The organism is Brevibacterium sp. K72 (genome assembly GCF_050562175.1).
GTDB lineage: Bacteria > Actinomycetota > Actinomycetes > Actinomycetales > Brevibacteriaceae > Brevibacterium > Brevibacterium casei.
The window spans coordinates 2,018,240-2,031,729 of the sequence record NZ_CP191582.1 but is presented as its reverse complement, the minus strand read 5'-3'; the positions used below and the strand labels follow the sequence as shown (position 1 = coordinate 2,031,729).

The following is a 13,490-nucleotide window of genomic DNA, read 5'->3' as shown; positions in this document are numbered from 1 at the left end:
GATCTGAACGGAAGGACTGACCATGCCACGCACAATCGTCATCACTGGGGGCGGAACCGGGATTGGCCGCGCCTGCGCAGAACGCTTCGCACGGGAGGGCGAGCACGTCATCATCACCGGGCGGCGCCGGAGCGTCCTCGAGGCTACGGCTCGGGAAGTCGAGGGTGACATCGTTGTGAGACCCGTCGACGGCACCGATTCCGGCCAGGTCGAACGATTCGCAGAACAGCTGGAAGCCGTTGACGTCCTCATCAACAATGCCGGGGGCAACACCGATTTCGAACGCCCGCGACCCGCCAGCCTCGCCGACATCGCGGCGGCATGGCATGCGAACCTCGACGCCAATCTTCTCAGCGCCGTGCTCATGACAAGCGCTCTTCTGCCGAGCATGCGCGAGAACGGTCGCATCCTGTCGATCGGATCCATCGCCGCCGACAAGGGCGCGGAGTCCTACGGTGCCGCCAAGGCCGGAATCGCGTCATGGAACATCGGCCTGGCGCGCGAGGTCGGCGCCCGCGCAATCACCGCCAACGTCGTCTCTCCGGGATACATCGCAGACACGGAGTTCTTCGGTGACAACCTCACCGACGAGCGCCGGGCATCGCTCATCGACGCTGCGATGACGAAGCGCGCCGGGGCTCCGGAGGACATCGCAGAGACCATATGGTTTCTCGCATCGGCCGGCGCCGGTCAGATCACCGGCCAAACGTTCGCCGTCAACGGCGGAGAGCAGCCGACGCGCTGACTTCTGCCCGATCGAGTGCCTTCTGTGTCCGTCAGGCGCAGCGCACAAGGCCGGGACACAGAGCTGAGACCATGGGGCCATGGTGCTGGCCGTGACGGCGCTGCCCACCCCTGTATCACCCAAGACCCCACTTGTGACCCCAGTTGTGGTCGAAGAACCGAGGCCAAAACGCGAAAATGGCCGATCTGGCTCGGTCTTCCGACCGCACACGGGGTGGCGGCCACCGGACACCGGCCACCGCTCCCGCCTCGGCGCGAACCAACGCAGTTGTGGTCGATATACCGAGGCCGAAACGCTCAAACGGCGTTTCGGCCTCGGTTTATCGACCACAAACGGTCTCGGTAGGGAGGAGAGAGCCTCACCCGAGCCCGGAGTAGGAATGGAGTCCGTTGAAGTAGACGTTGACGACGGTGAAGTTGAAGATCACCGAGGCGATGCCGATGAGGTTGAGGACGGCGACCTTCGTCGGACCCCAGCCGCGGGTCGCACGGGCGTGGAGGTAGGCGGCGTAGATGACCCAGACGACGAAGGTCCAGATCTCCTTCGTGTCCCAGCCCCAGTAGCGGCTCCAGGCGACCTCGGCCCAGATGGCGCCAGCGATGAGGGTGAAGGTCCACGTGATGAAGCCGACCGCGGCGAGCATGTAGGAGGTGCGCTCGAGGTCGGTGCTCGACGGCAGGCGGCGCATGAAGCGCAGCAGTTTGGGATCCTTGTCCTCGCTGACGGTCTTGAGGATCTGAAAGACGGCGAGGATCGCGGAGATCGAGAGCAGAGCGGTCGAGAGGATCGCGATCGGCACATGGATGGCGATCCAGTAGGAGTCGAGCGCCGGGATGAGCTGCGCGGCGGGCGTGTAGAACACCGTGATCGCCAGGCCGAGCGAGAGCAGCACCGCACCGGAGAGGAAGGTCCCGAGGTAGCGGATGTCCTTGCGGGTGAGCACGATGAGGTAGACGATGACGGTGATGGCCGTCGCCGTGAGCACGTACTCCATCATGTTGCCCCACGGCACGCGCATCACCGAGAACGTGCGGGTGAGCACCGAGGCGACGTGGAGGATGATGGCGAGGACGAGCAGCGAGGTGCCGATGCGGGCGCCGCGACGGGCACGACCCTTGAGGTCCTCGGCACCGCCGGACGCCGCCCCGGAGCCGGAGTCGTCACCGGCACCCGGCCGATCGAGCAGAGCTGTCGCGGTCCGCCTGTTGGTGCGTCTGACGGTGCTCGGCTTCGCGGCGACCGTCGCACCTTCGGAGCGCTTGAGCTCACGTCCGCCGAAGAGGTCGAAGGCGTAGAAGATCATCGCAACGGCGTAGACGACCATCGCGGAGACGATGAGCTGGTTCGACCACATCGCCAGATCAAGGTTGACGTCCATGATTCCTCCGCACCGTGAGGTGCTCAATTCCTAGCGTTGTCGGACTGCCGTGCTCGCTGCAGGGCAGCACACGGACACGATTCTACTCCCTGTAGTAGGCCCGGCTCATCTTTCCCTGTCGTCATCGTCGTCGCGGCTCTCGCTGCCGAGGTCCTTGGCGAGTTCGCGCGCGGCGCGTTCGACCATCGGATCCTCGCCGCGGGCGAGCGCCGCCACTTCGACATCGGCGCCCTTGATCCGCACCCACATCCGACGGCGCGGGATGAACAGGGAGAGTCCGAGGCCGATGAGGACGAGGGCGGAGCTGATGAACATGAGCGCCTGGGTCGGGTCCTGGGAGATGTCGACGGCGATGAAGCGCTTGACCCCGTCGAACGTCACCGAACCCCCATTGGGCAGCTGCTGCGTCTCCCCCGGAACGAGCTGGATGACGAGCGGATCGCCTGAGGCATCGGTCATCTGCGTCATCCTCGAGGCGTCGAGGGTGTACACCGACTGCGGCACCCCCGAATCGAGGCCGAGATCACCGGTGTACCCGCTCATGACGAGGTAGGGATTGCGCAGCTCTGCGAAGTTCGAGACGAGGTCGCCCTGCTCGTTCTGCGTCGCCGTCGGCAGCAGGACGCCGACGAATCCCATCTGCTCACCCGCGGCATCGGGAACCTTGATGGCCCCCTCCGAGGTGTAGCCGGGGTCGCCGTTGGCGGGGATGAAGACCTGTGGGCCGGAGCGCACGACCTTGCCCGTCGCGTCCCGCACCGTCACCTCGGGAGCGTACCCGTTGCCGGTGAGGTAGATGCCGGTGTCGGCGACGCGGATGGGTTCGTTGACCTTGAGCGTCTCCGTCTTCGACTTCCCGTCCACCGTCGAGGTCACCTGCGCTTCGAAGGTGCGGGGCTGACCGAACTGGTTGCCGAGGGCCTGGTCGTCGAAGGTCGCTTCGAAGTCGTCGAGGGTGAGGCGGAACTGGGGAAGATTGTCGGGATCGTAGTAGGTGCCCGGGTCGAAGGAATCGTAGGCGACGAGGGAGTTCGTGAACGTGTCCCCCTCGACGAGGACGCGCTGACCCTCGTACCCGAAGAGCGATCCGATCGCCATGGTCAGGGTCGTCATGAGGACCGCGATGTGGAAGACGAGGTTGCCGGTCTCGCGCAGGTAGCCGCGTTCGGCCGCGACATGGTCACCGTAGCGGGAGGTGCGGTAGCCGAGCTTCTTCAGCCGGGCCTGCGCGGCGTCGAGGAACTCCTCGTCGGTGAGTTCCCCGTCCTCGACCTCCGCCGAGGTGAACGCCACGTATCCGGGCATCCTTCCCAGCCGCCGCGGTCCCTTGGGAGGCGCGGAGCGCATCGCCTTCCAGTGCTGGCCGGCGCGTGGGACGATGCATCCGACCAGCGAGATCATCAGCAGCAGGTAGACCGCGGAGAACCAGATCGAGGAGTAGACGTCGAACATTCCGATGGCGTCGAGGAAGCCTCCCCACGCCCCGTTCTCGTCGAGAAAGGTGTTCACCCGCCCCGGATCCTGGATCCGCTGCGGCAGCAGTGAGCCGGGGATCGACGCGAGCGCGAGGACGAGGAGGAGGATGAGCGCCACGCGCATCGTCGTCAGCTGCCGCCACGCCCACCGGCACATGCCGATGAAGCCGAGCTGCGGTTGGGTCACAGCGGTGCGATCCGGGCCCTTCCCCGACGCGGGCGCCGTCGGGCCTGCGTCGCGGCCGCCCGCGGTCGTCGTGTTGTCAGCAGTCTTGTCTGCCACTAGATCACCACTTCAAATCCGTAGATGAGTCCCTGCAGGGAATTCATCCACTGGTTCCACAGTCCGATGGCCATGACGAAGCCGAGCGCGATGAGCAGGGCGCCGCCGATGCGCACGATCGTCGTCTGGTGCTCGCGCACCCAGGAGAGGCGGCCGGCACCCTTGTGGATGGCGATCGCCAGGAAGATGAAGGGGATGCCGAGGCCGAGGCAGTAGACGAACGCGAGGAAGGCGCCGCGCCACAGCGTTCCGTCGGAGCCGAAACTCAGCGACATCGTCAGCACGGCTGAGAGCGTGGGCCCCACACAGGGTGCCCACCCGATCGCGAACGTCGCTCCGAGCACCGGCGCACCCCAGAGTCCCGCCTTCGGCTTCTTCTGGATCCGCCGTTCCCTCTGAAGGAACCCGAAGGCTCCCATGAAGACGAGCCCGGCGATCATCACTCCGACGCCGAGGATCCGGATGACGATGTCCTGCCATTGGGAGAACAGGGCGCCGAGGGCGGAGAAGCCGGTGCCGAGGATGACGAAGACGATGGTGAACCCGAGCACGAAGAGCGTGATCCCGAGGACCACGCGCCACGTCTCCTTGTCCTTGAGGGAGGATCCGCTCAGTCCCGTGACATAGCCGACGTAGCCGGGCACGAGCGGGAGCACACACGGAGAGACGAAGGAGACGAGTCCGGCAAGCGCTGCGGCACCGGCCGCGAGCAGCAGAGGACCGGTGAGCACCGCCTGGGCGAAGTCCGCCCCGATCCCATTCACTCCGCCAGCACGTCCTCGATGAGTCCCCTGAGAGTCGACTCGTCGACGGCGCCGACGACGCGGGCCGCGGCACGGCCCTGCGCGTCGAGGATGACAGTCGACGGCGTCGCCTGCGGAGGCAGGACACCGGAGAGGAGGGCGACCATGTCACCGTTCGAGTCGATCATGTTCGGGTACGGGATCTGGTAGTTCGCGATGAACGCGCTCGCCTCGGGCTCCTGGTCCCGGACGTTGACGCCGATGAACTGTGCCCGGTCGGCGAACTCCTCGGAGACGGCTTTGAGGTCGGGGGCCTCCACTCGGCAGGGCGGGCACGCGGCGTACCAGAGGTTGATGACGGCGGGCTTCGGGCGGATGTCGGCCAGCGACATCTGCGTGCCGTCGATCGTCGTGAAGCTCAGGTCGAGCGGTTCGCCGCGGTCTTTGACCGGCACCTGGGAGACGACGCCGGATCCGGAGACGTACCCCTGATCGGATCCCGCCTGGGCGGCGAGGTCGTCGTTCTCGCTGCACGCGCTGAGGACGAGCGCTGTGCCTGCGACGATGCCGGAGAGGACCGCTCGTCGGCCGAGGGGCCGGTTGCCGCCGATCATGCTCCTGCCACCGCGTGGCCGGGCTGGAGATCCGCGCAGATGTTCTCGTAGCTCACGGACACCAGTGTGGACGAGTCGAATGTGAAACTCGTGACAGAGGCCAGAGCGCATTCACGTTTGCGCGGGTCGTGGACGAGGGAGCGTCCTTCGCCGGCGAGCCTGGCCATCCAGATCGGAAGCTGATGGGAGACGACGACGGCCTCGGCCTCCTCGCCGTGAGGTGCGAGGCGGGCTCGGAGGCTGGCCATGGCCGCCTGCATCCGCAGCACGATCTGCCGGTAGGGCTCGCCCCACGAGGGGATGAGCGGGTTGTAGAGGCGCACGAGGTTCTTCGGTTCGCTGAGCTTGCGCGCCGAGAGCTTCTGCCCCTCGAACGAGTTCGCCGCCTCGATGACGCGGTCGTCGGTGGTCACCGGCAGACCGAGGCGCTCGGACAGCGGGGCCATCGTCTGCTGCGCGCGCAGCAGCGGGGAGGCGACGAGCGCGACGGGCTGCGTGTCGGCCTCCGCGAAGTGCTCACTGACCCGGCGCGCCATCTCGTGACCGCGCTCGGTCAGCCCGAAGCCGGGGATCCTGCCGTAGAGGATGCCCTCGGGGTTGTCGACTTCGCCGTGGCGGACGAGGTGGATCGTGCTCATCACGCCTCCTGGCCGGCGGGCTTATCGGGCACCGCGGCGGCGGCCTTCGCGGCGGCCGGCAGGGCCGCGATGATCCGCTCGAGGATCTCGTCGGTGTGGGCGTAGGAGAGGAACCACGCTTCGAAGGCACTCGGCGGCATGTGGATGCCCGAGGCGAGCATCGAGTTGAAGAACACGGAATAGCGCTCGACGTTCTGCGCCCGGGCGTCGTCGTAGTCGACGACCTCGCGGTCGGTGAAGAAGACGGAGAACATCGAGTTCGCCGACTGGATCGTGTGGGCCACCCCCTCGGCGTCGAGTGCCTCGGCGACCGCGGGACGGAGGATGTCGGCAGCCCGGCCGATGTGCGAGTAGACGTCGAGGTCGGTGGTCAGCCGCAGCGTCGCGAGTCCCGCTGCCGTGGCGACCGGATTGCCCGAGAGCGTGCCCGCCTGGTAGACGGGACCGGCCGGAGCGAGGTGGGCCATGACGTCGGCGCGACCGCCGAAGGCCGCAGCCGGGAAGCCTCCGCCCATGACCTTGCCGAACGTGAAGAGGTCGGCCGGACCCTCGGGGTAGCCCAGCGTCTCGGATTCGTAGCCGTACCATCCGGCGGCGGAGACGCGGAACCCGGTCATCACCTCGTCGCTGATCATCAGCGCACCGTGCGCCTTCGTGAGTTCGCGGATCGTGTTCGTGAAGCCGTCCCGGGGCGGGACGACGCCCATGTTGCCGGGACTCGCCTCGGTGATGACGCAGGCGATGGAGTCCCCGTGTTCGGCGAAGACGGCGCGCAGGCCCTCGGCGTCGTTGTAGTCCACGACGATGGTGTCCTCGGCCTGGGCCCCGGTCACCCCCGGCGTGTCGGGGAGGGAGAAGGTCGCGAGCCCGGATCCGGCCTGCGCGAGCAGCGAGTCGACGTGACCGTGGTAGCAGCCAGCGAACTTGACGACCTTGGGTCGGCCCGTGAAGCCGCGGGCGAGGCGGATCGCGCTCATCGTCGCCTCGGTGCCCGAGGACACCAGGCGCACCTCCTCGACGGGGTCGACTCGGGAGACGATCTCCTCGGCGAGTTCGACCTCACCGACGGACGGGGTGCCGAAGGAGAAGCCCTTGACGGCGGCCTCCTGGACTGCGGCGAGGACCTCGGGGCGCGAATGGCCCATGATCATCGGCCCCCACGAGCCGATGAGGTCGATGTAGTCGTTCCCGTCGGCGTCGCGCAGCCAGGCCCCCGTCGCCGAGGTGATGAAGCGCGGGGTGCCCCCGACCGCCCGGAACGCCCGCACCGGCGAGTTCACCCCGCCGGGGATGACGCGTTCGGCGCGGGTGAAGAGCGCTGCCGATTCCGTGGTCGGCTGGGTCGCGGTGGTCCGGGTCTCGGTCATGAGTTCTCCTTCGCCCTGAGGTGCCGGGTGACCTTCGTGAAGATGGTTCCCAGCGTCGCCATCTCCTCGGGTTCGAGCAGATCGACGAGGTTGTCGCGCACGCTCTCGACGTGCGTCGGGGCGGCCGAGACGAGGAGGTCCCATCCTGCGTCGGTCATCGCACAGCTCACGCCGCGACCGTCCTCGGGGATCGGGCACCTCGCCAGGAGCCCCTTCTTCTCCATTCTCGCAACACTGTGGGTCAGACGCGAACGCGACATCGTCGTGTCCGCGGCGAGCTGCGCCATGCGCAGCGACCGGTTCTCGCTCTCGCTCAGGCGCACGAGGATCTCGTACTCGGGCAGGCCGATGCCGAAGTGCTCGCGCAGGTCGGCTTCGACCTGGGTGTGGAGCAGCTGGCTGCCCGTGAGGTACTTGCGCCACGACTTCTGTTCGGCGGTCGAGAGCCAGCGCGGTTCGCTCATCGTCGGCCTCCCGTCAGCTGCCGGGCGACCTCGGTGGCCCAGTAGGTGAGGATCGCGTCGGCTCCGGCGCGCTTGAAGCCGATGAGGGACTCCTCGATCGCCCTCTCCCGGTCGATCGCCCCGGCCGCGGCCGCGAACTCGATCATCGCGTACTCCCCGGACACCTGGTACGTCCACACGGGCACCGGGGACTCGGCGGCCACCTCGGCGAGGACGTCGAGATAGGGCTGGCCGGGCTTGACCATGACGATGTCCGCGCCCTCGGCAAGGTCGAGGTCGAGTTCGTGCATGGCCTCGCGGCCGTTCGCGGGATCCTGCTGGTAGGTCTTGCGGTCGCCCTTGAGCTCGGAGTCGACGGCTTCACGGAAGGGCCCGTAGAACGCCGAGGCGTACTTCGCGGTGTAGCCGAGGACGACGACATCGGTGAAGCCGTGGTCGTCGAGGGCCTCCCGGCACACGGCGACCTGGCCGTCCATCATCCCCGAGAGACCGACGACGTGGGCACCGGCGCGGGCCTGGGCGACCGCCATCGACGCGTAGCGCACGAGGGTCGCGTCGTTGTCGACGCGGCCGGTCTCGTCGAGCACGCCGCAGTGGCCGTGGGAGGTGAACTCGTCGAGGCAGAGGTCGGCCATGATGACCGTCTCGTCGCCGAACTCATCACGCAGCAGTCGCAGCGCCCGGTTGAGGATGCCTTCGGGATCATCGGCCTGTGACCCGGTCTCGTCGCGGACCTCGGGGATGCCGAAGAGCATGAGCCCGCCGACTCCGGCCGCAACCGCTTCGCGTGCGGCGTCGAGGAGCGAGTCGAGGGTGTGCTGGACGACCCCCGGCATGCCCGAGAGCGGCGCGGGCTGGCTGAGGGACTCCTTGACGAACATGGGCAGGACGAGGTCGGCCGGATGGAGCCGCACCTCGCTCACGAGGCGGCGCATCGCCGGTGTCGAGCGCAGGCGGCGCGGACGGATGATCGGTGCCATGTCAGGCCTTCTTTCTCCGGCGTTTCTGGCTGGGGCGCATCGGGGTCTGCCCCGCGGCGAGGTCCTCATCGCGCATCCTCGTCGCAAAGGCGACGAGACCGTCGATGAGGGAGGTGAGGTTGGCCTCCTCGGCGAGGACGTCGACGCGCAGGCCGTGCTCCTCCGCGGTGTTCGCGGTGGCCGGTCCGATGCAGCAGATCACCGAGGTGGCCGCGGGCTTGCCGGCGATGCCGACGAGGTTGCGCACCGTCGACGACGACGTGAAGAGGAATGCGTCGAAGTCGCCGGCCTTGATCGCCTCCCGGATCGGCGCCGGCGGCGGGGAGGCGCGAACCGTGCGGTAGGCGGTGACGTCGTCGACGTCCCAGCCCTTCTCGAGCAGGCCGGCCACGAGCACCTCGGTGGCGATGTCGGCACGCGGCAGGAGGACGGTGTTCATCGGGTCGATGTCGTCGACGTAGTCCGGCCAGGAGGCGGCGAGTCCGCGGGCGGAGTGCTCGCCGTCGGGGACGAGGTCAGGGGTGATCCCCCAGTCGAGCAGCGCCGCGGCGGTGCGTCCGCCGACGGCGGCGACCTTGACACCGGCCAGGGAGCGGGCGTCGAGGCCGAAGTCCTCGAACCACATGCGCACGGCGCGCACGGCATTGACCGAGGTGAAGCCCACCCATTCGTAGGATCCGTCGACGAGGCCGCGGATCGCCTTCTCCATCTGCGTGGGGGTGCGCGGCGGCTGGACCGCGATGGTCGGCACCACGGTGCCGACGGCGCCGAGCTCGGCGAGCGCCTCGGCGGTCGAGGTCCCCTGCTCCTTCGTCCGCGGGATGAGGACCTGCCAGCCGAACAGGGGCTTGGTCTCGAACCAGCTGAGCTCTCCGCGGTCCTCCACGCCTTGGCCCATGATGACGACCATCCGGTCCCCCGCGGACCGGCACAGGGCTGCGGCCTGGCCGAGGGTCGTCTCCACCGTCGTCTGCTCCGTCGTCGAGATCCCCCAGCCGACGAGGACCTTCGTCGTCTCGTCCCAGCCGTCGGCGAGCAGGGCACGGAAGGCCTCTTCGTGCTCGGCGGCGGTGCCGGTGAGCACGTGCGTGGTGTTGCGGTGCTTGGACACGTCGACGTGGGTCTGCGGGCCGGACTCGATGTAGCGCACCGAGCGGACGCGGTTCGTCGTCAGCGGAGTGCCCGTGTAGGCGGCGGTCGCCGCGGACAGGCCGACTCCGGGGACGATCTCGACGTCGATGCCGGCCTTGCGGCACACGGCCGCCTCGGTGGTCGTCGTCGTGAAGAGGAGCCCGTCGTCCGAGCTCAGGCGCACGACGGTCTTGTCGGGGCGGGCGAGGTCGGCGAGGCGGCGCCCGCGGGTCGAGGCGGCCTGGCCGAGTTCGGCGGCGTCGATGACCTCGGCCGCCTGCGGGACGTAGGCGGTGACGATCTCTGCGTGGACCTGGGCGTCGTAGACGACGAGGGAGGCGTCAGCGAGGATGTCGGCACCCCGGGCGGTCATCAGTCCCGCCTCCCCGGGTCCGGAGCCGATGAAGACGACGCGTGGGGCCACCGGCAGCAGCCGACGGGGCTGGACCTGTCCCGTCGGCGCTTTCTCCGGCATCTCCGCGCTGCTCATGCGCGCCCCTGGGACGACGATTGGGCGGCGGCCTTGACGGGGGTGAGGTGGTCCGACGACTGCGCAGGGTCGATGTCGAGTCGGCGCAGCAGGTCCTCGGCGGCGGCGGTGCCGAGTTCGTCGGCGACACGGGCGATCTCCTTGCCCGCAACCTTGAGCGCTTCGTCGTCGCGGGAGGAGAGGTCGCCGTCGACGACGGGCAGCGGCGCGGACATCCGGGTGCGGGCGATGGTGCCGCCGTCATCGGCCATCATCGCGGTGACGACGACCTCATCGCCCTCGATCGTCGCAAGGGCCCCGATCGGGGCCGAGCAGCCGGCTTCGGCGCGGGAGAGGATGGCCCGTTCGCAGGTCACGGCGAGGTCCGTGGCCTCGTCGTGGAGGCGGCGCAGGGCCGTGCGGATGGCGACGTCGCCGGCCATGAGCTCCTCGTCCTGGGTGAACGGGCTGTCGGCGCCGCGGGTCTCGATCGCCAGCGCCCCCTGTCCGGGAGCGGGAAGCATCGTGTCGAAGTCGAGGAGGTCGGTCGCCTCGGCGAGGCGCCCGATGCGACGGACACCGGCTGCGGCGAGGACGACGGCATCGAGGCGGCCGTCGCGGACATGGGCGATGCGGGTGTCGACGTTGCCGCGGACCCCGCGGACCTCGATGTCGGGGCGGGCGGCGCGCAGCTGGACGGCGCGCCTCGGCGAACCGGTGCCGACGACGCTGCCGGCGGGCAGCTCGCTCAGGCTGAGGCCGTCGCGGCCGATGAGGACGTCGGCGGGATCGACGCGGGGCGGGATCGCTGCGAGCTGGATCCCCGGCTCCGGCGTCGTCGGCAGGTCCTTGAGCGAATGGACGGCGACGTCGATCTGGCCCTGATGGAGGGCCTGGCGCACGGCGGAGACGAACACGCCCGTGCCGCCGAATCCGGCGAGCGGGGACATGTTGACGTCGCCTTCGGTGACGACCTCGACGATCTCGACCCGCCAGCCGGTCAGGGCCGCGATCTGGTGGGCGATCGCCGTCGACTGCGAGCGGGCGAGTTGGGAGCGGCGGGTGCCGAGTCGGATCGTCCGGCCCGTCGGATGCTCGGGTTCGACGACGTCGAGGGTGTGGTCGGCGACGGGACGAAGTCCGTCGGCTTCGATGTGCTCGGGGCTCGAGGCCTTCGCGACCTTCGTCTCCGGGGTCGCCTTCGCGTGGGCGACCTTGATCGTCGGGAGGTCGAAGAGCTGGATGAGGGCCTGGGCGTAGTCGACGTCGGAGTCGGAGACCGCGAGCTCCTTGACCTTGACGGTCGGGGTGTGGATGAGCTTCTCGGCCACACGGTGCAGCGACTTGCGGATCTCGGCGAAGACCTTCTCGTCGACGGATTCGCCGATCTTCTTCTCCAGGCGCTCGGTCTCGGCGGCGATGACGTCCTTGGCATGCGTGCGCAGGGCGGTGACGGTGGGGGCCACGGCGCGCTCCTTCGCCCCGGACTCGAGCTTGTCGGCCTCCTCGGCGATGATAGCGCGCACGGCTTCGACGGTCTCGACGACGGCGGCGTCGCGTTCGTTCGCGGAGCTCGTGAGCAGATTGCGGATCTCACCGAGGCCGAAGAGGGCGACGTGTTCGAACTCGCGCACGCTCGGGTCGATGTCATGCGGCAGGGCGAGGTCGATGAAGGCCTTGTTCGCCGCGGACTTCGAACTCTGCGAGAGACCGGCGACGATGTCGTCGCGGGTGACGACGACGCCGCGGGCGCCGGTGCAGGAGATGATGAGGTCGGCGTCGGCGATCTCCTCGGCGAGTGTCCGCGGAGTGAGCTCACGGGCACGACCGCCCACCTCGGCGATGAGGCGTTCGGCCTTCTCGATCGTGCGGTTGAGCACGGTGAGGTGGTTGACGCCCTCCTTGTGGAGGCCTGCGACGACGAGGCCCGACATCGCGCCGGCCCCGATGACCAGCGCGTTCGCCGCGCGCAGCGAACCGATGTGGGCCTGGGAGGCCTCCAGGGCGGCACCGAAGAGGGAGCGGGCCACCTCGTCGAGGCCGGTCTCGGAATGGGCTCGCTTGCCCACCCGCAGGCTCTGCTGGAGGGCATGGGAGAGGTCGGAGGTCAGGGCTCCGGCGGCCATCGAATCGGTGAACGTCGAGCGCAGCTGACCGAGGATCTGGGCCTCGCCGATCGCCATCGAGTCGAGTCCGCAGGCGACCTTGAGGAGGTGCTGGAGGGCCTGGGAGTCGTAGTGGGCGTAGAAGTGCCCGGCGATGTCCTGCCATTCCTTGTCGATCGAGGACACGAGTGCGTTGCCGAGGTCGGCGAGCCCGCCGTGGAAGGCGGAGACGTCGGCGATGAGTTCGAGGCGGTTGCACGTCGAGAGGACGGCGAGACCGTCGACGCTCGCACCGCCGAGGGCGTCGGTCCGCAGACGGTCGACGTCATCGGTGCCGAAGGCCAGGGCGTCGAGCATGTCGATCGGCGCCGACTGGTGGGAGATGCCGAGAACCAAGAGAGTCAATTGCTGTGCTCCTCAACTGGAGTGCCGGCGTTGTCATCGAGCGCCGAGTAATACGCGAGTACTTGCAGCTCACTGGCCAGATCCACCTGTCGGACCCGCACGGAGTCCGGGGTCTCGAGCACTGTGGGTGCGAAGTTGAGAATGCCGCGCACGCCGGCGTCGGCGGCGATGCGCGCCGCCGCCGGTGCCGCGGAGGCGGGAACCGCCATGACCACGAGGTCGATGTCATCGGGCCAGGTGGCGAGTTCGCTGAGGTCGGAGACGGTGAGCGCTCCGATGGTGGTGCCGATCTTCGCCTCGTCGACGTCGAAGATCGCTGTCAGCCGCAGGCCCCGGCCGCGGAAGCCGGCATAGTCGGCGAGCGCGGAGCCGAGCCGTCCGGCGCCGATGATCGCCACGCTCTGAGCGTGGTCGAGGCCGAGGAAGGACCGCAGCGTCGCCGCCAGCTCCGCACACGCGTAGCCGACGCCGCGGCGTCCGGGGCGGCCGAGCTGGGAGAGGTCCTTGCGCAGGATCGACGGGGAGACGCCGCTGCGGCTGGCCAGCGCCTCCGAGGACACGGTGGTCTGGCCGGTGGCCGCGATCGTCTCGACCGTCTGGAGGTAGATCGGGAGTCGGGAGATGACGCGCTCGGGGACGTCCTTGCGAACGACACCCTCGATGCTGCCCGCGGAGAGAATCTCGCCCACTGGA

General features: G+C 68.8%; 12 protein-coding genes. 1 reads left to right on the top strand and 11 read right to left on the bottom strand.

Annotated features, from left to right (window positions below):
* Positions 1-22 precede the first annotated feature (22 nt).
* The gene (locus ACQ1RG_RS08975; protein ID WP_063249232.1) at positions 23-745 is read left to right on the top strand and encodes an SDR family NAD(P)-dependent oxidoreductase; all 723 of its coding nucleotides are present in this window, start codon (positions 23-25) and stop codon (positions 743-745) included.
* A 358-nt stretch (positions 746-1,103) separates the two neighbouring features.
* Here ACQ1RG_RS08975 and ccsB read toward each other — a convergent pair whose 3' ends face one another.
* From ccsB to ACQ1RG_RS08920, 11 genes are all read right to left on the bottom strand, one after another.
* The gene (ccsB, locus tag ACQ1RG_RS08970; RefSeq protein WP_063249233.1) at positions 1,104-2,123 is read right to left on the bottom strand and encodes a c-type cytochrome biogenesis protein CcsB; all 1,020 of its coding nucleotides are present in this window, start codon (positions 2,121-2,123) and stop codon (positions 1,104-1,106) included.
* Positions 2,124-2,228: 105 nt separating this feature from the next.
* On the bottom strand, positions 2,229-3,881 hold the full coding sequence (gene resB, locus ACQ1RG_RS08965; protein ID WP_009380549.1) for a cytochrome c biogenesis protein ResB: 1,653 nt from the start codon (positions 3,879-3,881) through the stop codon (positions 2,229-2,231).
* A complete protein-coding gene (locus tag ACQ1RG_RS08960) occupies positions 3,881-4,636 on the bottom strand; it encodes a cytochrome c biogenesis CcdA family protein (RefSeq protein ID WP_040342424.1) in 756 nt (251 codons plus the stop codon). Before ACQ1RG_RS08960 ends, resB begins: the two co-directional genes overlap by 1 nt.
* A gap of 5 nt (positions 4,637-4,641) precedes the next feature.
* A complete protein-coding gene (locus tag ACQ1RG_RS08955) occupies positions 4,642-5,238 on the bottom strand; it encodes a TlpA family protein disulfide reductase (RefSeq protein WP_063249234.1) in 597 nt (198 codons plus the stop codon).
* Positions 5,235-5,876, bottom strand: coding sequence for a histidine phosphatase family protein (locus tag ACQ1RG_RS08950; protein ID WP_063249235.1), 642 nt, complete (start codon positions 5,874-5,876; stop codon positions 5,235-5,237). The genes ACQ1RG_RS08955 and ACQ1RG_RS08950 overlap by 4 nt, the downstream gene beginning before the upstream one ends.
* A complete protein-coding gene (hemL, locus tag ACQ1RG_RS08945; RefSeq protein ID WP_063249236.1) occupies positions 5,876-7,243 on the bottom strand; it encodes a glutamate-1-semialdehyde 2,1-aminomutase in 1,368 nt (455 codons plus the stop codon). The genes ACQ1RG_RS08950 and hemL overlap by 1 nt, the downstream gene beginning before the upstream one ends.
* Positions 7,240-7,707 carry a MarR family winged helix-turn-helix transcriptional regulator gene (locus ACQ1RG_RS08940; protein ID WP_009380562.1) on the bottom strand — a complete coding sequence of 156 codons (468 nt, stop codon included), beginning with the start codon at positions 7,705-7,707 and terminating at the stop codon, positions 7,240-7,242. Before ACQ1RG_RS08940 ends, hemL begins: the two co-directional genes overlap by 4 nt.
* On the bottom strand, positions 7,704-8,687 hold the full coding sequence (hemB, locus tag ACQ1RG_RS08935; protein ID WP_009380563.1) for a porphobilinogen synthase: 984 nt from the start codon (positions 8,685-8,687) through the stop codon (positions 7,704-7,706). The genes ACQ1RG_RS08940 and hemB overlap by 4 nt, the downstream gene beginning before the upstream one ends.
* A 1-nt stretch (position 8,688) precedes the next feature.
* A complete protein-coding gene (locus tag ACQ1RG_RS08930) occupies positions 8,689-10,308 on the bottom strand; it encodes a uroporphyrinogen-III synthase (RefSeq protein ID WP_227007278.1) in 1,620 nt (539 codons plus the stop codon).
* Complete coding sequence (gene hemA / locus ACQ1RG_RS08925) at positions 10,305-12,797, bottom strand: glutamyl-tRNA reductase (protein ID WP_227007279.1); 2,493 nt, start codon at positions 12,795-12,797, stop codon at positions 10,305-10,307. The genes ACQ1RG_RS08930 and hemA overlap by 4 nt, the downstream gene beginning before the upstream one ends.
* On the bottom strand, positions 12,794-13,486 hold the full coding sequence (locus tag ACQ1RG_RS08920) for a redox-sensing transcriptional repressor Rex (RefSeq protein WP_119296371.1): 693 nt from the start codon (positions 13,484-13,486) through the stop codon (positions 12,794-12,796). Before ACQ1RG_RS08920 ends, hemA begins: the two co-directional genes overlap by 4 nt.
* Positions 13,487-13,490 lie beyond the last annotated feature (4 nt).